This window comes from Mucilaginibacter aureus (assembly GCF_053514885.1).
In genome coordinates this window covers 4,296,739-4,317,896 of record NZ_CP170601.1, presented here as the reverse complement: position 1 = coordinate 4,317,896, position 21,158 = coordinate 4,296,739, and the positions used below count along the sequence as shown (strand labels likewise).

23 protein-coding genes and 1 riboswitch are annotated in these 21,158 nt (G+C 42.6%); of the genes, 17 read left to right on the top strand and 6 right to left on the bottom strand.

Annotated features, from left to right (window positions below):
• Nucleotides 1-15: 15 nt before the first annotated feature.
• Nucleotides 16-2,718, bottom strand: coding sequence for an alanine--tRNA ligase (gene alaS / locus ACFGVR_RS18455; protein ID WP_448698868.1), 2,703 nt, complete (start codon nucleotides 2,716-2,718; stop codon nucleotides 16-18).
• 164 nt (nucleotides 2,719-2,882) lie between these two features.
• Between alaS and ACFGVR_RS18450 the strand changes: the two genes are divergently transcribed.
• From ACFGVR_RS18450 to ACFGVR_RS18380, 15 genes are all read left to right on the top strand, one after another.
• Entirely contained in the window at nucleotides 2,883-3,218 is a 336-nt protein-coding gene (locus tag ACFGVR_RS18450; RefSeq protein WP_448698867.1) for a MerR family transcriptional regulator, read from the top strand.
• 302 nt (nucleotides 3,219-3,520) lie between these two features.
• Nucleotides 3,521-4,372 carry an ATP phosphoribosyltransferase gene (gene hisG, locus ACFGVR_RS18445; protein WP_448698866.1) on the top strand — a complete coding sequence of 284 codons (852 nt, stop codon included), beginning with the start codon at nucleotides 3,521-3,523 and terminating at the stop codon, nucleotides 4,370-4,372.
• A gap of 78 nt (nucleotides 4,373-4,450) precedes the next feature.
• Nucleotides 4,451-5,743 carry a histidinol dehydrogenase gene (gene hisD, locus ACFGVR_RS18440; protein ID WP_448698864.1) on the top strand — a complete coding sequence of 431 codons (1,293 nt, stop codon included), beginning with the start codon at nucleotides 4,451-4,453 and terminating at the stop codon, nucleotides 5,741-5,743.
• A 5-nt stretch (nucleotides 5,744-5,748) separates the two neighbouring features.
• Nucleotides 5,749-6,450 (top strand): hypothetical protein, encoded by a 702-nt coding sequence (locus ACFGVR_RS18435; protein WP_448698863.1) that lies wholly within the window; start codon nucleotides 5,749-5,751, stop codon nucleotides 6,448-6,450.
• Nucleotides 6,451-6,460: 10 nt separating this feature from the next.
• Complete coding sequence (gene hisC / locus ACFGVR_RS18430) at nucleotides 6,461-7,516, top strand: histidinol-phosphate transaminase (protein WP_448698861.1); 1,056 nt, start codon at nucleotides 6,461-6,463, stop codon at nucleotides 7,514-7,516.
• A gap of 21 nt (nucleotides 7,517-7,537) precedes the next feature.
• Nucleotides 7,538-8,677 carry a bifunctional histidinol-phosphatase/imidazoleglycerol-phosphate dehydratase HisB gene (gene hisB, locus ACFGVR_RS18425; RefSeq protein ID WP_448703045.1) on the top strand — a complete coding sequence of 380 codons (1,140 nt, stop codon included), beginning with the start codon at nucleotides 7,538-7,540 and terminating at the stop codon, nucleotides 8,675-8,677.
• A 92-nt stretch (nucleotides 8,678-8,769) separates the two neighbouring features.
• A complete protein-coding gene (gene hisH, locus ACFGVR_RS18420) occupies nucleotides 8,770-9,360 on the top strand; it encodes an imidazole glycerol phosphate synthase subunit HisH (RefSeq protein WP_448698859.1) in 591 nt (196 codons plus the stop codon).
• A 9-nt stretch (nucleotides 9,361-9,369) separates the two neighbouring features.
• The gene (locus ACFGVR_RS18415; RefSeq protein WP_448698857.1) at nucleotides 9,370-10,119 is read left to right on the top strand and encodes a 1-(5-phosphoribosyl)-5-[(5-phosphoribosylamino)methylideneamino]imidazole-4-carboxamide isomerase; all 750 of its coding nucleotides are present in this window, start codon (nucleotides 9,370-9,372) and stop codon (nucleotides 10,117-10,119) included.
• A 114-nt stretch (nucleotides 10,120-10,233) separates the two neighbouring features.
• Entirely contained in the window at nucleotides 10,234-11,013 is a 780-nt protein-coding gene (gene hisF / locus ACFGVR_RS18410) for an imidazole glycerol phosphate synthase subunit HisF (RefSeq protein WP_448698856.1), read from the top strand.
• A gap of 10 nt (nucleotides 11,014-11,023) precedes the next feature.
• Complete coding sequence (gene hisIE, locus ACFGVR_RS18405) at nucleotides 11,024-11,611, top strand: bifunctional phosphoribosyl-AMP cyclohydrolase/phosphoribosyl-ATP diphosphatase HisIE (RefSeq protein WP_448698854.1); 588 nt, start codon at nucleotides 11,024-11,026, stop codon at nucleotides 11,609-11,611.
• A gap of 38 nt (nucleotides 11,612-11,649) precedes the next feature.
• Nucleotides 11,650-12,546, top strand: a complete 897-nt coding sequence (bla, locus tag ACFGVR_RS18400) for a class A beta-lactamase, subclass A2 (RefSeq protein ID WP_448698853.1) — start codon at nucleotides 11,650-11,652, stop codon at nucleotides 12,544-12,546.
• 79 nt (nucleotides 12,547-12,625) lie between these two features.
• Nucleotides 12,626-13,537, top strand: coding sequence for a WD40 repeat domain-containing protein (locus tag ACFGVR_RS18395; RefSeq protein ID WP_448698852.1), 912 nt, complete (start codon nucleotides 12,626-12,628; stop codon nucleotides 13,535-13,537).
• A gap of 108 nt (nucleotides 13,538-13,645) precedes the next feature.
• Entirely contained in the window at nucleotides 13,646-14,131 is a 486-nt protein-coding gene (locus tag ACFGVR_RS18390) for a DUF4442 domain-containing protein (protein WP_448698851.1), read from the top strand.
• 96 nt (nucleotides 14,132-14,227) lie between these two features.
• Complete coding sequence (locus tag ACFGVR_RS18385) at nucleotides 14,228-14,695, top strand: GNAT family N-acetyltransferase (RefSeq protein WP_448698849.1); 468 nt, start codon at nucleotides 14,228-14,230, stop codon at nucleotides 14,693-14,695.
• A gap of 13 nt (nucleotides 14,696-14,708) precedes the next feature.
• Complete coding sequence (locus ACFGVR_RS18380) at nucleotides 14,709-15,332, top strand: AlbA family DNA-binding domain-containing protein (protein WP_448698847.1); 624 nt, start codon at nucleotides 14,709-14,711, stop codon at nucleotides 15,330-15,332.
• On the opposite strand, the gene ACFGVR_RS18375 is transcribed toward ACFGVR_RS18380, so the two are convergent.
• Nucleotides 15,329-15,994: a flavodoxin reductase gene (locus ACFGVR_RS18375; RefSeq protein WP_448698846.1), complete on the bottom strand. Its 666-nt coding sequence runs from the start codon at nucleotides 15,992-15,994 to the stop codon at nucleotides 15,329-15,331. The genes ACFGVR_RS18380 and ACFGVR_RS18375 overlap by 4 nt on opposite strands.
• Entirely contained in the window at nucleotides 15,994-16,386 is a 393-nt protein-coding gene (locus ACFGVR_RS18370) for a hypothetical protein (protein ID WP_448698844.1), read from the bottom strand. Before ACFGVR_RS18370 ends, ACFGVR_RS18375 begins: the two co-directional genes overlap by 1 nt.
• A gap of 126 nt (nucleotides 16,387-16,512) precedes the next feature.
• On the opposite strand from ACFGVR_RS18370, the gene ACFGVR_RS18365 reads away from it, so the two are divergent.
• Nucleotides 16,513-17,154, top strand: coding sequence for a sigma-70 family RNA polymerase sigma factor (locus tag ACFGVR_RS18365; protein WP_448698842.1), 642 nt, complete (start codon nucleotides 16,513-16,515; stop codon nucleotides 17,152-17,154).
• Between the two features lie 46 nt (nucleotides 17,155-17,200).
• Here the strand turns inward: ACFGVR_RS18365 and metE are convergent, their stop codons facing one another.
• Nucleotides 17,201-19,507 (bottom strand): 5-methyltetrahydropteroyltriglutamate--homocysteine S-methyltransferase, encoded by a 2,307-nt coding sequence (metE, locus tag ACFGVR_RS18360; RefSeq protein ID WP_448698841.1) that lies wholly within the window; start codon nucleotides 19,505-19,507, stop codon nucleotides 17,201-17,203.
• A gap of 159 nt (nucleotides 19,508-19,666) precedes the next feature.
• Nucleotides 19,667-19,860, bottom strand: a riboswitch (cobalamin riboswitch).
• Nucleotides 19,861-20,014: 154 nt separating this feature from the next.
• Between metE and ACFGVR_RS18355 the strand changes: the two genes are divergently transcribed.
• Complete coding sequence (locus ACFGVR_RS18355; protein WP_448698840.1) at nucleotides 20,015-20,476, top strand: Lrp/AsnC family transcriptional regulator; 462 nt, start codon at nucleotides 20,015-20,017, stop codon at nucleotides 20,474-20,476.
• Between the two features lie 115 nt (nucleotides 20,477-20,591).
• On the opposite strand, the gene ACFGVR_RS18350 is transcribed toward ACFGVR_RS18355, so the two are convergent.
• Both ACFGVR_RS18350 and ACFGVR_RS18345 read right to left on the bottom strand, forming a co-directional pair.
• Nucleotides 20,592-20,819: a hypothetical protein gene (locus ACFGVR_RS18350; protein ID WP_448698838.1), complete on the bottom strand. Its 228-nt coding sequence runs from the start codon at nucleotides 20,817-20,819 to the stop codon at nucleotides 20,592-20,594.
• 69 nt (nucleotides 20,820-20,888) lie between these two features.
• Nucleotides 20,889-21,155, bottom strand: a complete 267-nt coding sequence (locus tag ACFGVR_RS18345; protein WP_448698837.1) for a hypothetical protein — start codon at nucleotides 21,153-21,155, stop codon at nucleotides 20,889-20,891.
• Nucleotides 21,156-21,158: the final 3 nt, after the last annotated feature.

The window sequence follows — 21,158 nt, the reverse complement described above, 5'->3', positions numbered from 1 at the left end:
TCGGGCGCTTTTGTTTTAAGCAGGGATGTAGTCCTTAGCTTTGTCTAATGCTCTTTGCAATCCGCCGGCGTCCTTCCCTCCTGCCGTTGCATAAAATGGTTGACCGCCGCCCCCGCCTTGTATCTCTTTTGCCAGTTCGCGTACGATTTTTCCGGCATCAAGGCCTTTTTCTTTCACGAGGTTTTCACTCAGCATTACCGTGAGATTTGGTTTGCCTTCAATTTCGGCAGCCAGTACCAGGAACATGTTGGATACCACATCTTTGATACTATAAGCCAAAGTTTTAACTGCATCGGTATTCGGCAGCTCTACCATTTCGGCAATAAAATTAATGCCGTTAATGTTTTGCGCCTTATCAGCAATGGTTTGTTTTAAACCTGTTGCTTTTTGCATTAAGGCTTTAGCTTGTTCCTTTTTTAGTTTACTGTTTTCTTCCATCAGGTCGGCAACAGCTTTAGCCAGGTCCTTAGGGTTTTTAAGTACTTCTTTGGCGCTTTTTAAAGCAGTAAGCTGCTCAGAAACATAATTTTCCGCAAAAACGCTTGCTACGGCCTCTATACGCCTAACCCCTGCCGCTACTGCGCTTTCGGAGATGATTTTTATGAAGCCGATCTCGCCGGTGTTTTTAACATGCGTACCGCCACAAAGCTCCTGGCTAAAGTTCGAATCGAAAGTGATCACACGTACCCAATCGCCATATTTTTCGCCAAAGGCAGCAGTAACGCCGCGCTCAATAGCCTCGCGATAAAGTACGTTACGCTCTTCTTTTAATGGGATGCATTCACGTATTTTTGAGTTTACGGTGCGTTCGATACCTTCCAGGTCGCCGTCGCTTATTTTGCTGAAATGCGAAAAATCAAAACGCAGGTACTCTGGTGTAACCAGCGAACCTTTCTGACTCACATGATCGCCTAATATTTGCCTCAAAGCAGCATTTAACAAGTGTGTTGCCGAGTGATGGGCATTGGTATACATCCGTAACCCCTGGTTAATATAGGCTGAATAACGGCGAGGGAACGGATTTGGCGGAACTGTTGGTTTCTCTCCACCCTCTGGTGTCCATGTTGGCATCAACTCGCAGATATGAATGATCAGGCCATTTTCTTTCCTGGTATCTTTTACATCAAATACTAAAGGCCCGGTTTGCTCGCTGTACCACTCGCTTGTTAATTGCCCGGTATCACCAACCTGGCCGCCGCCTTCAGGATAGAAAGGTGTTTCGGTTAGCACAATATGATATTGCTCTTTACCCTGGGCAACAACTTTACGGTATTTGATGATCTCGGTGCCTTCAACCATCCATTGGTCATAACCCACAAAATGGGTATCGCCGCCGCGGAGAGTAATCCAATCACCGGCGTTAACAGTTGTAGCTAAACGTGAGCGGTTTTTTTGTTGTTGCAGGGCAGTTTCGTAACCTTCCAAATCAACAGAGAAACCTTTCTCACGAGCCATTAGCTCAGTCAAATCGATTGGGAATCCGTAAGTATCTGATAGTTCAAATGCCAGTTCTCCGGCAATAACCTGGGCGTCTATTTCGTTGAATTTCTTAATTCCTTGTTCTAACGTTCTTAAAAAGGAAGTTTCCTCTTCTAAAACCACTTTCTGTACAAAGTCTTTCTGCTCAACCAACTCAGGGAATACCCCAACAAATTGCGAAGCTAACAGGGGCACCAGTTGATTTAGGAATGGTTCTTTAAAGTTAAGATATTGGTAAGAATAACGAACAGCGCGGCGTAGTATCCTGCGAATAACATAACCGGCTTTATTATTTGATGGCAACTGTCCATCAGCAATGGCAAAGCTAATAGCGCGAATATGATCGGCCATTACACGCATGGCAACGTCAGTAGCCATATTAACAACTAAGTTACCTGTAGATGCACGCTCTTCTACTCCATATTTTATACCGCTTTTCTCAGCAATAAATTGGATTAACGGTTGAAAAACATCAGTATCGTAATTAGATGTCTTACCTTGCAGCACCCGCACCAAACGCTCAAAGCCCATCCCAGTGTCAACATGCTGAGCAGGTAGAGACTGTAAGCTCCCATCTTTCAACCGGTTAAATTGCATAAAAACGTTATTCCATATTTCGATAACTTGATCACTATCTCCATTTACTAAACCCTTGCCACTTACTTTCAGGCGATATTCATCCGGGCGACTGTCATAATGTATTTCGGTGCAAGGCCCGCAGGGTCCGGTTTCACCCATTTCCCAAAAGTTATCTTTTTTGTTTCCTTTTACGATATGGTCATCGGCAACAAATTGCTTCCAAAGCTCCAACGTTTCGGTATCAGCAGGTAAACCTTCTTTTTCGTCGCCTTCAAAATAGGAAACGTACAGACGGTCTTTATCCAGTTTATAAACTTCAGTAAGCAGCTCCCAGCTCCAGGCAATGGCTTCCTTTTTAAAGTAATCGCCAAAGCTCCAGTTGCCCAGCATCTCGAACATGGTATGGTGATAGGTATCTATACCTACTTCTTCCAGGTCGTTATGCTTGCCCGATACACGCAAACAACGTTGGGTATCAGCCACGCGTGGAGATTTAGCTGCTTCTTCACCCAAAAATATTGCCTTAAACTGGTTCATACCGGCGTTGGTAAACATCAGTGTAGGGTCGTTTTTAACAACAATAGGTGCCGATGGCACTATGGTGTGTCCTTTTGAAGCAAAAAAATCTAAAAAAGCCTGGCGTATCTGGGATGCGGTCATGGGTGTATTATATTAAAGTGCAAAGATATTTTTTGATATCGGATTTCGGATGTGGGATTTCGGATTTATTTGATTTTTGATTGCTGAATTAAACTAATCCAGATTAAATATAGTTTTTTTTCAAATCCGAAATCGAAAATCCGAAATCCGATATATCTTTGTGCATGCCTTACAAAGAACGCGACATAACCAAAATGTACTATACCATGGGCGAAGTATCGGCCATGTTTGATGTCAATCAATCGCTGCTGCGCTTTTACGAGAAAGAGTTTGACGTTCTGCAGCCTAAAAAGAACAAAAAAGGCAACCGCTATTTTACCCCGGAAGATATTGAGAACCTCAAGATCATTTTCCACCTGATCAACGATAAGGGCTATACCCTGCAAGGCGCTAAAGATCATTTAAAGCAAAACCTGAACGAAAGTAAGGATAACCAGAATGTGATTAACGCGCTCGAAAACCTGAAAAGCTTTTTGCTGGAAGTTAGGGATCAGTTGTAATGGAAAGACTGCGTTAGCGATTGCAGCGGATACCGGCCCTGTGGTTAAGGCCTGTGCAGTATGAGCGTAAAGCGCGGCCCATAGGGAACGCCCAAATCATCATTATAATAGCTTCTCTACCAAAATAATTTTGTAAATCCCGACATATCTCTATATTTGCCCCAACTTACCTCGAGTAAACATATGAACGGTATTAACATACATCAACTGCATCTGCATCATCGTACCAAGTAACGATAGCAATGTCCGTATGTTTAATTTTTAACCGTTTACCCTTTTACTACCCTTAACACCACATATTTGTGAAAACACTGAAAATAGCGATCCAGAAATCGGGCCGTTTGAACGAAAAATCTGTTGAATTACTAAAAAACTGCGGCTTAAGCTTTGATAACTACAAAAGCTCGCTGATCTCGCCGGTATCAAATTTTCCGCTCGAGATATTGTTCCTGCGCGATGATGATATACCCGAATACGTACAGGACGGTATTGCCGACCTGGGTATTGTTGGCGAAAACATGATCCAGGAGACCGAGGTTGATGTAAACTACCTGCAACGCCTGGGCTTTGGTAAATGTACCCTAAAGATTGCCGTACCCAATAATAGTGATTTTAAAACCCTGGCCGACCTTGGCGGGAAAGCTATAGCTACATCATACCCTGCTATTTTAGGTAAGTTTTTAAAAGAAAACAATATTCAGTCGGATATCCGGATGATATCCGGTTCGGTAGAGATATCGCCGGGTTTGGGTTTAAGTGATGCCATTTTTGATATCGTATCAACCGGCGGTACTTTAAAAGCTAACGGTTTAAAACCTTTTGCCGATGTGATATCATCAGAAGCGATACTGATCGGTAACAAAAACATCGAAAACCAGGATCTGATCGAAGAGTTGATCGCACGCATACAATCAGTACTACGCGCTAAAGAAACCAAATACGTGGTATTGAATGTGGCCAAATCAAATTTACCACAGGTTATTGCGTTACTTCCGGGCGTAAAAAGCCCATCGGTAGTGCCATTGGCCGAGGATGATTGGGTGGCAGTGCATACAGTTATCCCCGAACGTGATTTTTGGGATAAAATAAGCAAACTGAAACAAGCCGGCGCACAAGGCATTGTGGTAATGCCGATTGAGAAGATAATAGTTTAGGTGCGTTGCGGGTTATGTGTTGCGAGTTGCGGGTCAATTCAAAAACACACAACGCACAACACGAGACACACAACCATTATGAAGACATACAAATACAACGAACTTACAAACAGCGAACTCAAAGACCTGGTTCAACGCAACGTTGACCCGGCGAATGAGATCCGTAACATAGTTGAAGAGATCATTGCCAATGTGCGTAAACACGGCGATGATGCTTTGTTGGACTATGCGTATAAGTTTGATAAGGTTGACCTGCAAAAACTGTATCTGGATAAAGCAGACTTAGCCGAACTGGCCTCTGCACTGCAACCGGAGCAAAAAGCTGCTTTGCAGACTGCATATAATAACATCAAAAAATTCCACGCTGCACAGCTAAAAGCCGAAGATAAGATTGAAACCATGCCCGGTGTTACCTGCTGGCGCGAAACACGGGCTATTGAGCGTGTAGGGTTATATATCCCGGGTGGCAGCGCGGTATTACCGAGCACCTTATTGATGCTGGGCATACCGGCACAAATTGCGGGTTGTAAAGAAATTGTGGTTTGCTCGCCGCCGCAAAAAAGCGGCAAGGTAAACGCCTTTATAGCTTATGTTGCTCAATTGCTTGGGATTGAAAGAATTTACCTTGCGGGAGGCGCTCAGGCGGTTGCAGCAATGGCCTACGGTACTAAAACCATCCCGTCTGTTGATAAAATATTCGGGCCGGGCAACCAGTTTGTAACCAAGGCCAAAACTATCATTCAATCAACTACCACCTGCGCCATCGATATGCCGGCGGGCCCATCAGAAGTGTTGGTGATAGCTGATAAAACTTCAAACCCTGAATTTATAGCTGCCGATTTGCTGGCGCAAGCTGAGCACGGTGCCGATAGTCAATCGATTTTAGTAGCTACCTCACAAAAGATTATTGATGGTGCAATTGAAGCCTTGGAGAAACAATTGCCGGTATTGCCTCGTGCAGAGATCGCCGGTAAGGCTATCGAAAACTCTTACGCTGTTTTGGTAGATGATTTGAAACAGGCTATGGCTTTCAGCAACCTTTATGCTCCCGAACACCTGATCCTGGCAACAGAAAACTGGCAGCAGATCACCGGCGATATTGTGAACGCAGGTTCGGTATTTTTAGGGAATTTAACTCCCGAAAGTGTGGGCGATTATGCATCAGGAACTAACCACACTTTACCAACCAGCGCGTATGCGAGGGCATACTCAGGTGTTTCGGTAGATTCCTTCGTTAAAAAGATCACTTTTCAGCATATCACGCCAGATGGTATTGTGAACATCGGGCCAAGCGTAGAAATTTTAGCCGAGTTAGAAGGGCTGCACGCCCATAAAAACGCGGTTACTGTGAGAATTGAAAAGAATAAGTAATCAAATTGAGAGCATCATTATTCATAGCGTTGATTTTTGTAATAGCCGGTTGCACCACGCACTCGGTTAAACAACCTGTATATACTGACACACCTCAAACAATAGTTAGCCAAACCAGTATCGATACAATCAAAAAAGCTGTTAAAAAGCATACTGCTATAACTCCATATCAATTGAACGATGATTATATGGTGATTGATACCGGTAGATACACCAACGGGCCGATGGAAGGATTGTATGCGATAGTGAAGCGGGAAAACAAGACAGACACGATCGACCTTGGAGTTGAAATGCAAAAAGTAAGCAACCATGTTTACCTGTACCAGTTATTACATGCAGGTACTCCCGACAATTCCGGCGAATTTGTGCTTGAAACAGGCAACTATATCTTAAACACGAATAACCAAACGGTCAAATTTGCCAGTATAGTAAAGCACTTTGATAATTACTTTTCTTCGCCGCAAGCTATAGATGGTAAAATTTATTTCTGGCAACTGATCGATAAAGGTAATAACGCAACGATGAAGGTGTTTGCGGCACAATTTGATCCATCGACAAATCAAACCAAAAGTCATTATTTATTGGATGATGACCTTGATACAGACGATAGCGGACATTACGCATCACCTCATAAAAACAAGAGAGGCGACAGCATACTGTTCGAACTGAATGTAAGCCAGACCTGGAGATTTACTTCATCATTTTAAAAAATTGAACATGTTTAGTTTAAATAACATACTACGAGAAAACATCAAAAACCTCACCCCCTATTCATCTGCACGCGATGAGTTTCAGGGCGAGGCCAGCGTATACCTGGATGCCAACGAAAACGCATTCGGCTCGCCGCTTGACGAACAATACAACCGCTACCCGGACCCAGTGCAATACAACGTTAAAAAACGCCTGATGGAGATCAAAGGCGTACCTATCCGCAACATATTTTTAGGTAATGGCAGCGATGAGGCTATCGATATTCTGTTCCGCAGCTTTTGCAACCCTGGTGTGGATAACGTAATTATTGTGCCGCCTACTTACGGCATGTACCAGGTATCGGCCAATATTAATGATGTTGAGGCGCGCAAGGTTCACCTTACTGCCGACTATCAGCTTAACCTCGAAGGTATTGCCGAAGCGATAGATGAGCGCACTAAAATGATCTTTATCTGTTCGCCTAACAATCCAACCGGTAATTCAATTAACCGCGCCGATGTGGAAACACTGTTAGCCAATTTTAACGGTATTGTGGTGGTGGATGAGGCTTATATCAATTATAGCCGCCAAAAAACCTTTATACAGGAGTTAACTGAATATGGCAACCTGGTGGTGCTGCAAACCTTATCAAAAGCCTGGGGTCTGGCTGGTTTACGTTTGGGTATGGCTTTTGCCAGCGAAGAGATCATTGAGGTGATGAACCGCGTGAAGCCACCATATAATATTAATGAAGCTACACAGCAGTTGGTGTTAAAAGCTTTGCAGAATGTCGACCAGGTGAACGAATGGATCAAACAAACTTTGATCGAGCGTGATAAACTGGTTTTAGCCTTAAAAGAGTTTGACTTTGTGCTGGATATTTACCCATCCGACGCCAACTTCATCCTGGTAAAAACCACCGATGCCAAAGGCATATACAATCATCTGGTTGGCCAGGGCATCATTGTACGCGACCGCTCGAAAGTTGAACTTTGCGAAGGCTGCCTGCGTGTAACCGTTGGTACGCCCGAAGAGAACACTGTACTGGTTGAACAACTCGAGAACTTAAATTTAAAAGCTTAATTTAGTATCCCTGTGAACAAACTGAAACGCATACTTTTTATAGATCGTGATGGCACGTTGATCAAAGAACCGGCCGACGAACAGATCGACTCGTTCGCCAAACTGGTTTTTTATCCCGAAGCTTTACAATATCTGCCTAAAATTGCCAAAGAACTGGATTTTGAATTGGTGATGGTGAGCAACCAGGACGGTTTGGGCACTTCTTCGTTTCCGGAAGATACCTTTTGGCCGGTACAAAACTTCATTCTTCAAACACTAAAAAATGAAGGTGTTGAGTTTAGCGATATGATTATAGATCGTACTTTTGCCAAAGACAATGCCCCTACCCGCAAACCTGGTACTGCGCTATTGACAAAATACTTTGACGCTGCAATTTATGATCTTGCAGGTTCGTTTGTAATTGGCGACCGTATGAATGATGTGCTGCTGGCAAAGAATTTAGGCGGTAAAGCTATCTGGCTAAATAATGATCCTGATTTAGGAACCCACGAGTTTACCGATCAGCAAAAAGCTGAATTAAGCAGTGTGGTAGCTATTGAAACCCCTGATTGGAAAAAGATCTACGAGTTTTTAAAGCTTGGCGAACGTGTTACCGAACATCGCCGGGAGACCAAAGAAACCGACATCCTGATCAAACTAAACCTTGATGGCAAAGGCGATGCGAAGGTGAGCACCGGTTTGCATTTTTTTGATCATATGCTCGATCAAATAGCGCGTCATGGCAGCATAGATATGGAAATAACCACTAAAGGCGATTTGCATATTGATGAGCACCACACCATTGAAGATACCGGTTTAGCTTTAGGCGAAGCTTTTTTAACCGCCCTGGGCAACAAACGCGGCATTGAACGTTACGGTTTTTGTTTGCCGATGGATGATTGCCTGGCACAGGTTGCGCTTGATTTTGGCGGCCGCAACTGGCTGGTTTGGGATGCCGAATTTAAACGTGAAAAAATAGGCGAAATGCCTACGGAAATGTTTCACCATTTCTTCAAATCGTTTAGCGACGCGGCAAAATGCAACCTGAACATCAAGGCTGAAGGGCAAAACGAACACCATAAAATCGAAGCCATATTTAAAGCATTTGCCAAAGCCATAAAAATGGCCGTTAGGCGCGATGTAAATAATATGGTGTTACCTTCAACTAAAGGAGTTCTCTAGAACAAAGAGCAAGGATTTAAAGAACAAAGACATAAAATTATAGGAAAGCATTGATCATTGTTCCTTGCTCCTTAATCTTTCATCAAAAACAAATGATAGGCACAGTTTATTACGGCGCAGGCAATATATTTTCACTCACTTCGGCTTTAGACAGGCTGGGCATTGCCTACGGCATGATCCGTACCGAAGATGATTTTGAGCAATACGACCGTTATATTATTCCTGGTGTGGGGCATGCGGGCGCGGCTATGGCCAAATTGGAAAGTACTGGTTTGGTACCGGCCATTAAAGCGTTAAAAAAGCCTACACTTGGCATTTGTGTGGGGATGCAGTTGCTGACTGCTTACTCTGAAGAAGGTGATTCTAACCTTTTAGACATTATACCCGTAAAAACCCTGCGCTTTGCTGACAGCGCCGAATATAAGGTGCCGCATACCGGTTGGAACCGCGTTTATCCCGACAAGGAAAACCCGCTGTTCAAAAACATCCCGGATGGCTCGCATTTTTATTTTGTGCATTCATATTTTATTGAACACAATCCTTTATATAGTTTAGCATCAACAGATTATAGTTTGAAATTTTCGGCTTCTATCACTAAAGACAATTTTTACGGCGTGCAATTTCACCCTGAAAAATCGGGCACGTTTGGAGAGAATCTTTTAACTAACTTTGCAAACCTTTAAACAACTGCAATGTACATAATTCCCGCAATTGACATCCTTGACAAAAAAGTAGTAAGACTACGTGAGGGTGATTACGAGCAAGTAACCCAATATGAAGTTACGCTCGAAGAAATGATCGAGAAATACCAGTCGCAAGGCACCCAATATATCCACATTATCGATCTGAATGGTGCGAAGAGCGATTTTAGCAACCAGGAATATCTGTTCAATATTATCCGTAAAACCGACATGAAAGTACAATATGGCGGCGGCGTGCGGAGTATTGATAAGGTTAAAGAACTGATAGATGCAGGCATCCACCGCGTTATCGTTGGCACACAGGCCATTACCAATCCAAACTTTTTACACGAACTGAGTAAATCCATCTGCGGAAGCTCGAGATGTTCAGATCGGGTTGTTGTGGCGATCGACGTGTTGGACGAGGTGATCAAATATTCCGGATGGATGGAAAGCTCACCCATCAAACTGATGGACTATGTTGACAAATGCCTTAACCTCGGTTTTTTCCGCTTTTTGTGTACCGATATTAATAAAGACGGCAAATTAGGCGGCGCAGGCATTGAGCTATACGAAAAACTGCTTGACCACTCTCCTTTCATTAAACTGATCGCTTCGGGCGGTGTAAGTTCGATGAAAGATATCGAAGACCTGTCGAAAATTAAAGTAGAATCGTGTGTGGTAGGTAAAGCTATTTACGAAAACAAGATCAGTATCGAAGAGATCAAAAACTGGAACCTGGAATCTTTAATATCAATATAAACCGTCATTGCGAGCGATAGCGAAGCAATCTCTATTTAGGACAATCGACAAATTCAATCGGACCTGTATAGCATAGAGATTGCTTCGTTCCTGGTAATAACGCGGAGTAAAATTATGCTCGCTAAAAGAATCATCCCTTGTCTTGATGTTAAAGACGGACGTACGGTAAAAGGCGTTAACTTTGTCGACCTGCGGGATGCCGGCGACCCTGTTGAACTGGCCTGGCAATACTCACAACAGGGCGCTGATGAACTGGTTTTCCTGGACATTACGGCTACACACGAGCGTCGTAAAACGATGGTGGAACTGGTGAAATCCGTTGCCCGAAATATCAATATCCCTTTTACTATCGGGGGCGGTATTAACGAAATTGCCGATGCTGACGCACTGTTAAATGCCGGTGCCGATAAGATCTCCATCAACTCAGCAGCAGTACGTAACCCTGCTTTAATTGACGAACTGGCCAAAGCCTTTGGTGTACAATTTGTGGTTGTAGCGGTGGATACCCGCCACAGCGAGGGCAAAAACATTGTCCACCTGAATGGTGGCCGCATCCCGACAGAAAAAGAAACCTTTGACTGGATACTGGAAGCCGAAAGCCGTGGCGCGGGCGAGATACTGCTTACGTCGATGGATCATGACGGTACAAAGACCGGCTTTGATTGCAGCTTTTTGAAAACCATTAATGACGCCGTTCATATCCCGGTTATCGCTTCAGGCGGTGCTGGTTCTGTTCAGCATTTTGTTGATGTATTTGAGCAGGCTAATGTTGACGCTGCTTTGGCTGCATCGGTGTTTCACTATGGTGAGATATTGATACCGGATTTGAAAGATATATTGAAAAGTAAAGGCATTGAGGTGCGTACCATTAATCCCGCAATGACGGGTAAATAAAATACACAGTATGAATATCGACTTTAATAAAACGGATGGTTTAGTGCCTGTGGTGATACAGGACGAGCAGACACTCGAAGTGCTGATGCTGGGTTACATGAACCAGGAAGCCTATGACAAAACTGTTCGGGAAAGTATTGTTACCTTTTTTTCGCGTTCAAAAAACCGTTTGTGGACAAAAGGCGAAACAAGTAATAACTTTTTACATGTAAAAAGTATAGCTCTTGATTGTGATAATGATACCCTTTTAATTAAAGTTAAAGCCGATGGGCCAACCTGCCACACCGGCTCCCGCAGCTGCTTCAATACCGGTTATAACCATAACTTTATATTTGAGCTGCAAAACATCATTAACAACCGGTACACCGATCCGCAGGAAGGAAGCTACGTTAACAAACTCCGTAGTAAAGGTTTAAATAAAATAGCACAAAAGGTTGGCGAAGAGGGTGTTGAAACTGTGATAGCTGCTTTAGCCGAAACAGAAGCCGACCTGATCAACGAGGCAAGCGACCTGGTGTTTCACCTGCTGGTTTTACTGCGCGAGAAGAATTTAAACCTGGAAACGATAGCTAAAAATCTGGAGTCGAGGCATAAATAGCAGTCCATAGCCAATGGTCGATAGTCCATAGTTTTATTATGAGAACCAAGTTCGCTTCTATCCTATTCTTAATTTTTGCCTTCACCTCAGTTAGCTATGCTCATCAGACTGATTCGCTGCGGAATATTATCGCAAACATAGCTCAGGACGCTAAAGGAACCGTAGGTGTCTGCATGATGAATATTGAAACCCGTGACACTGTATCATACAATGGCCGCCTGCATTTGCCTATGCAAAGCGTTATGAAATTCCCGATAGCGATCACAGTTTTGAATGATATTGATGAAGGCCGTTTTACTTTGGATGAAAAGGTGCACGTTGAAAAAGTTGATCTGAAACCAGATACTTATAGTCCACTGCGTGATAAATTTCCGGGAGGAAATATCGATATATCGATTCGTGAGCTGTTAAGCTATATGGTATCGTTAAGCGATAATAACGCCTGCGATATTCTATTGAAAGAGATTGGCGGAACTCCACACGTTGAAAATTATATGCATAGTTTCGGCGTAAAGCAAATAGCGGTAAAGGCCACAGAATATCAAATGGCACAAGGCTGGGATGTTCAATTTACCAACTGGACAACGCCTTTTGAAATGGTACGACTGCTGGATATTGCCAATAAGCCAAACTTTTTATCAAAAGAGAGCCATGCTTACCTGTGGAAGATCATGCAGGAAACCCGTACCGGGCCAAAGCAAATAAAGGGTTTACTACCTGCCGGGACTATCGTAGCTCATAAAACCGGCCGCTCGGGCACTAACGACCAGGGCATTACCGCAGCAACCAATGATGTGGGGATAATTACCTTACCAAACGGAAAGCACCTTGCCATAGCTATATTTGTAAGCAATGCCACCACCGATTTGCCGACCCGCGAAGATGTAATGGCACGGATAGCCAAAGCTGTGTGGGATTATGAATTTAGCAAATAGTTCATGGTTTTAGATTATGATATTAACAGTACTTTTGCACCAAAATGGCTATGATCTATGAACCATCAACTATGAACCAATGATAACCGTCGAAAAAATAGCCGAGCTATCGGGGCACACTAATCCAATATTTACACTGGAGCTTTCGCAGAAACCGGGTATTTTGTTTACCGGCGGTAATGACAAGGGTGTGGTTGAGTGGAACCTGAAGGATAATTCGTTTATCAAAGTGATGTTCCCGGTAAGGGCGTCGGTTTATGCCATACATGGTACGGTTAATTTCCCCTTGCTGTTTACAGGCTTGCGCAGCGGTGAGGTGCTTGTGTTCGATTTTATAAAGCAACAGCTACTGCCATCGTTAAAGCATCATTTAAAACCGATATTTGATATTAAATCGTTGAAAAGCAAAAACGAGTTATTGATCGCATCCGAAGATGGCACCGTTTCGATCTGGAACCTAAACGATCTAAGTTTTTTGCACAGCATCAAAGTATCGCATGATACCGTGAGAGCCATTGCCATCTCGCCCGATGAAAAACAAATAGCCTTTGGCTGCCGCGATAACATGATCAGGGTGTATGATGCCGAAGATTATAGTTTAATAAAAGTTGTACCCGGGCATAGCATGGCGGTGTTTGCATTAGCTTACTCGCCCGATGGCACTTACCTGGTATCGGGCGCGCGCGATGCGCAGGTTAAAGTATGGGATAGTGTGACTTACAACGAGATCAAAAATATCCCGGCGCATTTATTTGCCGTTAATCATATTGCCTTCCACCCTACCGAACCTTACTTTGCAACCGCCAGCATGGATAAAAGCATTAAGCTATGGGGTAGCGACGACTTTAAACTGTATAAAAATATCAGCCGCGAAAAGGGTTACCCAATACATCGCCTGTCAATTAATAAACTGGCTTGGTTTGATGAGGGAAGAAAACTGGCTTCTGTTAGTGATGACAAACTGGTGCAGATCTGGAACGTGAGTTTTTGATGTAAATTGATTTGCATTATATCTTATCAGTATCATAATTTGCATATCTGCACATTTACTCATTTGCACATCCATATATTTGCGCATTAGTAATCTGCACATTTACCAATGGTAATATCCGAAAGAGTTTTAAAATGGGTTATGCGTTTATACCCTCCATTGCTGTCGCAACGCATTTGGGTACAAAAATTTGGCAAGGGCTTTACCAGTGTTGAGGTTAAGGTGAGCAAAAGCTTTTTGAACAAAAACTATAATGCGTCCATTTTTGGCGGTACAATTTTCGCTGCTGCCGACCCGTTTTATGCATTGCTGTTCGACCAGATATTACAGCGTCGCGGATTTAAGGTGCGGGTGTGGCTAAAATCGGCACAGATACAATATTTAAAACCCGGCCGTACTAATTTATATTTTAAGATAAGCATCAGCGAAGAAGAAATTGCCGAAGCCGAGCATATCCTGAAAACTGTAGGCAAATTTGTCAAAGCCTTCCCGGTTGAGATGTACGATAAGAACGGCCAGCATTGCGTATCCATAATAAATGAGGTTTATGTACGTAATTTATATACCGACGAAAAGAGCACCATCGCTTATTAATGTTGGTTAAATTTAATTTGTTAATAAGTTGTTTTGCTATTTAGATAACCTTTATAAGGCAGTATCGTTAACTTAGCAATAGTAATGCACCCTACCATGTCTTCCGTAATAGTGAACGATAGCCATTTTACTGCAAAAGGCTTCCTGATATCAACCGATAAAAACCTGCTCGACTTTAATGTTATCTATCATTATCTCGGTCAGGAATCATACTGGGCCAAGGGCATCCCGGCCGACCGGTTAAAAAGAGCCATTGAACATTCCATTTGTTTTGGTGTTTACCACGATAAAAAACAGGCAGGTTTTGCACGGGTTATTACCGACCAGGCTACTTTTGCCTATTTGGCCGACGTATTTATATTGCCCGAATACCGCAAATTGGGCTTGTCAAAATGGCTCGTACAAACCATTACGCAATACCCGGCTTTTGATGGGGTGCGCAGATGGAGTTTGGCAACACGTGATGCGCATGAACTTTACGCACAATTTGGTTTTACACCGATAGATAAGCCGGAACTATGGATGCAGATCTATCAACCTTATCAAACCATTGATCAACAATAAATGGAGGGAGAAAATGAACATCAAAAAATTGATTTCGGAGGGAGAAAGTGTATCTCTGGATTTTAAGAAAACCATTACCAGCTGCGAAAAGATCGCACGTACCATGGTGTCATTTGCCAATAATAAAGGCGGCCGCTTATTGATTGGTGTTTATGATGATGGTACCATAAAGGGTGTAAAATCAGAAGACGAAGAGCGTTATATGATCACGCGTGCTGCGCATTTGTTTGCCCGACCCGCCCTTGAACCCGTTTTTGAAGAAATTTATGTAGATGATAAGTTGGTTTTGGTGGTAGATATTCCGCCCAGCCCCGAAAAACCACACTACGCCCTTGCCGAAGACGGCAAATGGTGGGTATACATCCGCGTAAAGGATAAAAGCGTACTTGCCAGTAAAATTGTGGTGGACGTGCTGAAACGATCGGTACAGGATGAAGGTGTGCTGATTGAATATTCGACCAAAGAAAAAGCCCTGCTTGAATACCTTGACACTAACGAACGTATCAATATTAAAGAATACTGCCAGCTGCTAAAAATGACCCGCCGCGGAGCGCAGCGCATTATTGTTAACCTTGCACTCTCGGGTGTTATCCGGATCCATACTACCGAAAAGGAAGAATATTACACGGCTTGTTAGTGCTCGTAAATTATCTGATCTTCTTTTACACCTAATTCTTTCAGGTCGTTTATCATTTGTTCGATAAACTGATCCGGGCCGCAAACGTAATAATTGGCTGTTTCTTTGTTTACATACCTGGAAAGCATGGCTTTGTTAATGATCTCCCCTTTCGTACCATCATTAGGATGACTGATCACATTGATTAAATTATCGCCAAGCATTACACTTAGTTCGTGGTGTAATATAATATCAGCTTCGGTGTGATTAGCGAACAACAAGATGCTGCCTTTTAAATTGTTTTGAACGTTTAACTGTCGTAATATTGAGATAAAAGGCGTTACCCCTGCCCCGCCGGCAATAAATAACCCGGGCTCTTTAAACTCGATGGCGCCAAATACTTCGTGGATAATGAGTTCATCTCCGGCATTTACGCTGAGCAGTTTATTGGTTACACCATCATGGTCGGTATATATCTTGATGGTAAATTCAAGGTTGTCCCAATGGTTAAGCGAGGTAAAGGTAAAGGGGCGCAATTCGTCCTCTAGACCGGGCCTATTGATCGAAACATCAGTAGCCTGGCCGGATACAAAAGTGTATCCGGCAGGTTTTTCAATTACAAAATGTTTAACGTTATGGGTTACAAAATTGGTTTGCAAAACCTTTACAATGTGCTTTTCCATTATGTTGTTTGTTTTAAATCGTTAACGCCCGATAGCTTTGACAAGCAAAATGCACCTATCGCCATTACCAGATCGCGTACTGCTACATCCAGATAGTTTCCACTGGCCAGCAGGCTTAACGCGATGAGTACCAGCCAGGCACTTACCAGCAGACCACCTTTTTTAGGATCGAACAATACTAATATACCTGCTATTATTTCAATTGCACCAACTATCATCATAAATCCATGATCGCTGAATGATAATGCCGCTTTAAGTGAGGGGTTTAGATAATGCGCCCAGTCGGTTAATAAATTGGTGAACTTATCGGTGCCCGCTACTATTGGTACAAGGCCGAAAGTGAGTTTCAAGATAGTTTTAACGTTTTTGAGGTTTTTGCTGTTGTCTTCCATGATCTGTGATTGTTTGTTTTAACCATTAGAGAGAAACTGATAAAAAAGGGTTACAAAATAAATCCTCACAAAAAATGTAACCCTTTTAGCCCCCGATACTCTATCTTTATAATTAACATCCCATTAATGAAACCAATAAGTGCAGCTATTAGTTTGAATTTGAGCGACGAAGAGATTATCGAAAGGATACTTAAGGGAGAAAAGCACCTATACGAAATATTGATGCGCAGGTTTAATCTCTGCCTGTACCGTATCAGTATGTCGATAATTAACGACGATAAAGAAGCGGAAGATATTATGCAGACAACTTATATCAACGCGTATCAGCAGTTACACAAATTTCAAAACCGGTCGAGTTTTAGTACATGGATAACCCGCATACTGATCAACGAAAGTTTACTGCACAAAAAGAGAAAGTTAAAGCTTCAACAAATGCTCATGGAAAACACAACAAATGAGTACCACAATGATACTCCATTAAAAGGATTGGTAAATAAAGAATTAAAAGGCATTTTAGAAAAAGCAGTTGCCGATTTACCGGAGAAATACCGGATGGTGTTTGTTATGCGCGAAGTACAGGAAATGAGCACTAACGAAACCATGGAAGCGTTAAACATTGGCGAATCGAATGTAAAGATCCGTTTAAAACGGGCTAAAGAGCTGCTGCGTGACGAATTGACAAGCTACTGGCAGCCGCAACAGCTTTTTGAATTTAACCTGGTAAGGTGCGATGTGATCGTAAACTATGTGATGCAGGCTATTAGCTGATCAAAAAAAGCCGCACAGCAAATACTGTACGGCTTTGATTTTACTATTAAACTGCCTGTGTGCTAAATATTTCGCGGGCATCTTTGGCGGCTTGCACCATATTGATCAGGGCCGTTTTTGTTTCGGGCCATTTACGCGTTTTTAAGCCACAATCGGGGTTAACCCAAATATTGCCTGCCGGTAATAGGTTTGCAGCTTTTTTAAGCAAGCTTAGCATTTCCTGAACGGTTGGTACACGTGGCGAATGGATATCATAAACCCCGGGGCCAATTTCGGCGGGATATTTAAAATCGGCAAAAGCTTCTAACAATTCCATTTGCGAGCGCGATGTTTCAATCGTGATCACATCGGCATCCATAGCGGCTATATGTTCGATAATATCATTAAATTCGCTGTAGCACATGTGCGTATGGATCTGGGTTTCGTTTTTTACCCCGCTTGCCGAGATCCGGAACGCTTTAACCGCCCAATCAAGATAGGTTGCCCAATCGGCCTTCCGTAAAGGCAAACCTTCGCGAATGGCAGGTTCGTCTATCTGAATAACCTGGATACCGGCCTGCTCTAAAGCAACAACCTCATCGCGAATAGCTAAAGCAATTTGGTAAGTAGTTTCGGAGCGGGGCTGATCGTCGCGCACGAAAGACCATTGCAATATGGTTACCGGGCCGGTTAACATGCCCTTCATTAACTTATTGGTATTGGCCTGGGCAAAGCTGCTCCAGCGCACCGTCATATCGCCTGGGCGGCTCACATCGCCATAAATAACCGGCGGTTTTACACAGCGGCTGCCATAACTTTGCACCCATCCGTTTTTGGTGAACAAAAAGCCATCTAAACGTTCGCCAAAATACTCCACCATATCATTACGCTCAAATTCGCCATGCACCAACACGTCAATACCTATCTCTTCCTGCCAGCGTATGGCGTCAACAGTTGCCTTCGCGATCTGATCGTCATAGTCATCCTGCGTTAGTTCGCCTTTTTTTAATTTCGCCCTTAACTGGCGGATATCATCAGTTTGAGGGAACGAGCCAATGGTTGTTGTTGGGAACAAAGGAAGTTTAAACTTAGCCTGTTGTATTTTCTGGCGCTCATCAAATTCGCTTATTCGTTGGGCGTCTGCGTTGGTTATTGCATCCATACGCTGCTTAACAACTTGTTTATGGATAAGCTTTGACAAATTACGGCTTGATACTGCTTTCAGGTTATCCTGCAAAAGGCCGTTGTTGTTGTGTGCCAAGATCTGGTTCAGCTCATTTACCTCGTTCAGCTTTTGTTTGGCGAAAGCCATCCAGTTTTTAATTTCAGGCGTAATTTCTGTTTCCAGGTCCAGATCAACCGGCGAGTGCAGCAATGAACAACCCGGTGCTATTATTACCCTATCTTTACCGATAGCGGCTAACGCTTTTTTAATATGGCCAATCGAACGGATATAATCGTTTTTCCAAATGTTGCGGCCATCAATTACACCTAATGACAGGCTTAATGTTGATGGGATCAGCTTTAAAACTTCGTCTAACTGATCTGGTGCCCGCACCAGGTCGATATGCAGGGCCTCAACCGGAAGGTTAACAGCTAATCCGGTGTTTTCCTGCAAGCTTTCAAAATAGGTGGTTAATAAAATTTTAAGCTGGGAGCATTGTTTCCTGATCTCAGCGTAAGCATAGCTATAGGCATCCTTCTGCTTTTCAGACAGATCCAAAGCTAAAAACGGCTCGTCTAATTGTATCCAAACAGCGCCCTGGTCTTTTAAACGTTTCAATATCTCCACGTAAACAGGCACCAGTTTTTTAATCAGGTCGATCTTATCAAAACTCGCTTCTTTTTCTTTGCCCAACAGTAAATAAGATACCGGCCCAATTAAAACCGGTTTAGGTACTATACCTAATACCTGTTTGGCCAGGTTAAACTCTTCGAAAACTTTTTCGGAGAAGATCTTAAATTGCTGTCCGGCAGTAAATTCGGGAACGATGTAATGATAATTGGTATCAAACCACTTGGTCATTTCCATGGCAGTAATATCTAATCCATCTTTTTGATAACCACGGGCCATGGCAAAATACAGGTCGATATCGTGATTGGTCTTGTTTTGGCTGAGCACCGCAGAATAGCGTTTGGGAATAACACCTAACATGAGTGATGTATCGAGCACATGATCGTAGAAACTAAAGTCGTTGCAGGGAATAAGATCGATACCTGCATTTTGCTGGGTTTTCCAGTTTTCTCTACGGATGTCGCGGGCAACCGAAAAAAGATCAGCCCTGGTAATTTTGCCTGCCCAGTACTGTTCGCAGGCTTTCTTCAGTTGTCTTTGGCTACCAATTCGCGGATAGCCCAGGTTTTGCGTTAGCATTTTCTTTTAAATAATTAAATGAATAAATCTGTTAAAAGCGCTTTGGCTAAACTTCGCAATGCGACCGCATCATCAAAAAGGCAGGTGCTGACAATAAGGCAATATACTTCTGCCTCCGTTGTTAAATCAGCTCAGACCGTTTACTTTTTGCGCGAAAGCATTGTCCTTCCGGAACAGGCAGGTATCCTGACTTATAACATTACAGCCGCCCTTCCCAAGTGCCCTTAGTACTCAGTGGACATTGATGACTGAAACTTTTGTTACTTACAGTTGCGCGACAGCCCATGATTTACACATGGTTCCCCTTTAATCTCCCAAATTATTACTGGGAAACCTTTTCCGGTTGATAAAGCAAAGAAAGAACTTTTGTTTCGGTAAAGCTACTGATAAAGATTTATTTACTTTATAAACGAAAATATATAGGTAAAATAACCTATATTTACAATATTATGTAGATTAATAAGCCAAACAGGTATACCGATATACAATTTAAAAGACGATTATTCTATGGATGAGCTTGATGACACAGATAAACAGCTATTAAGATTACTGGGTGAAGATTCTGAGATCACAATTAAGGAACTCGCAACCAGGGTGAACCTATCACATACCCCGGTTTTTGAGCGGGTTAAAAAGCTAAAGAGCAATGGTTATATCAAAAAATACATTGCCCTGATCAATGCTGAAAAATTGAACTACGGCTTGATCGTGTTTGTTAATATCAAACTAAAACAACACGATAAAAGCATTGGTTATGAGTTTGTTAATGACATTACTAAACTACAGGAGGTTGCAGAATGTTATAACATCTCCGGAGATTTCGACTTTTTGCTCAAAGTTTACGCGAAAGATATGAAACACTACCAGGATTTTGTTTTTAACAAGTTAGGATCGGTGACCAGTATAGGTAGTACCCATAGTACTTTTGTAATGTGCGAGAATAAACACTCGTACAATATTAATTTTTAGCAATGAACCACGGTATGGTAAAGTAAAAGCAGTTCTATAAAAACAAAAAAGCCGGAAGAATATTCTTCCGGCCATGCTTAGAGAAAACTCTATTCTTTCTACAATAAAAACAGTTTTACATTTTTGATGACATTTTTGAGGTGCTGTCTTTTTTCATTTTCATTTTATCCATTTTTCCTTTCTTCATCTTATCCATCTTCATTTTGTCTTTCGCCATTTTTGACGTGTCGGCTGGTAAGTTGTAGTTAATTGAAGCTGCGTTTGCATTTACATAGCCAATTGAAATTGCAAATGCAATAATCATTGCCGGGAAAAGTGAACTGGTAGTCTTGTTGGTTTTCATTTTTGGTGTTTTAAGTGATTAGTTTATTTCCCGCTTAGTCGGCACCATACCAGCAACCTTACATCTTTTTTATTCTTTATTCAACTCCTGGTCGATACGATCTTGCAGTTCTCGTTTAAAACCATCATCAAGCCGATATTCCTGGTTTTTGAACAGGTGTTGAACCATGCTGTTTATAATATGCGTTTGCTGCCCGTATAATTTACACACCCCGCATTTGTACAGGTGGATACGCAACTCGATCGTTTCGCGGAAGGTTAGTTTAACAAACTCCCTCTTATCGAGCAGTAAGGTGGCCTGCCTGCAGTTATAGATTATTTTTTTTAACGTACTCATATC

What these genes read in the sequence shown, in the direction of transcription:
- ACFGVR_RS18345 (WP_448698837.1), bottom strand. Translation starts at nt 21,155, where the DNA reads ATGAGTACGTTAAAAAAAATAATCTATAACTGCAGGCAGGCCACCTTA.
- hisC (WP_448698861.1), top strand. Translation starts at nt 6,461, where the DNA reads ATGTTTAGTTTAAATAACATACTACGAGAAAACATCAAAAACCTCACC.
- ACFGVR_RS18370 (WP_448698844.1), bottom strand. Translation starts at nt 16,386, where the DNA reads ATGGAAGACAACAGCAAAAACCTCAAAAACGTTAAAACTATCTTGAAA.
- metE (WP_448698841.1), bottom strand. Translation starts at nt 19,507, where the DNA reads ATGCTAACGCAAAACCTGGGCTATCCGCGAATTGGTAGCCAAAGACAA.
- ACFGVR_RS18415 (WP_448698857.1), top strand. Translation starts at nt 9,370, where the DNA reads ATGTACATAATTCCCGCAATTGACATCCTTGACAAAAAAGTAGTAAGA.
- ACFGVR_RS18355 (WP_448698840.1), top strand. Translation starts at nt 20,015, where the DNA reads ATGGATGAGCTTGATGACACAGATAAACAGCTATTAAGATTACTGGGT.
- hisD (WP_448698864.1), top strand. Translation starts at nt 4,451, where the DNA reads ATGAAGACATACAAATACAACGAACTTACAAACAGCGAACTCAAAGAC.
- ACFGVR_RS18390 (WP_448698851.1), top strand. Translation starts at nt 13,646, where the DNA reads ATGGTAATATCCGAAAGAGTTTTAAAATGGGTTATGCGTTTATACCCT.
- alaS (WP_448698868.1), bottom strand. Translation starts at nt 2,718, where the DNA reads ATGACCGCATCCCAGATACGCCAGGCTTTTTTAGATTTTTTTGCTTCA.
- hisIE (WP_448698854.1), top strand. Translation starts at nt 11,024, where the DNA reads ATGAATATCGACTTTAATAAAACGGATGGTTTAGTGCCTGTGGTGATA.
- ACFGVR_RS18395 (WP_448698852.1), top strand. Translation starts at nt 12,626, where the DNA reads ATGATAACCGTCGAAAAAATAGCCGAGCTATCGGGGCACACTAATCCA.
- hisH (WP_448698859.1), top strand. Translation starts at nt 8,770, where the DNA reads ATGATAGGCACAGTTTATTACGGCGCAGGCAATATATTTTCACTCACT.
- bla (WP_448698853.1), top strand. Translation starts at nt 11,650, where the DNA reads ATGAGAACCAAGTTCGCTTCTATCCTATTCTTAATTTTTGCCTTCACC.
- hisF (WP_448698856.1), top strand. Translation starts at nt 10,234, where the DNA reads ATGCTCGCTAAAAGAATCATCCCTTGTCTTGATGTTAAAGACGGACGT.
- ACFGVR_RS18350 (WP_448698838.1), bottom strand. Translation starts at nt 20,819, where the DNA reads ATGAAAACCAACAAGACTACCAGTTCACTTTTCCCGGCAATGATTATT.
- ACFGVR_RS18385 (WP_448698849.1), top strand. Translation starts at nt 14,228, where the DNA reads ATGTCTTCCGTAATAGTGAACGATAGCCATTTTACTGCAAAAGGCTTC.
- ACFGVR_RS18375 (WP_448698846.1), bottom strand. Translation starts at nt 15,994, where the DNA reads ATGGAAAAGCACATTGTAAAGGTTTTGCAAACCAATTTTGTAACCCAT.
- ACFGVR_RS18365 (WP_448698842.1), top strand. Translation starts at nt 16,513, where the DNA reads ATGAAACCAATAAGTGCAGCTATTAGTTTGAATTTGAGCGACGAAGAG.
- ACFGVR_RS18450 (WP_448698867.1), top strand. Translation starts at nt 2,883, where the DNA reads ATGCCTTACAAAGAACGCGACATAACCAAAATGTACTATACCATGGGC.
- ACFGVR_RS18380 (WP_448698847.1), top strand. Translation starts at nt 14,709, where the DNA reads ATGAACATCAAAAAATTGATTTCGGAGGGAGAAAGTGTATCTCTGGAT.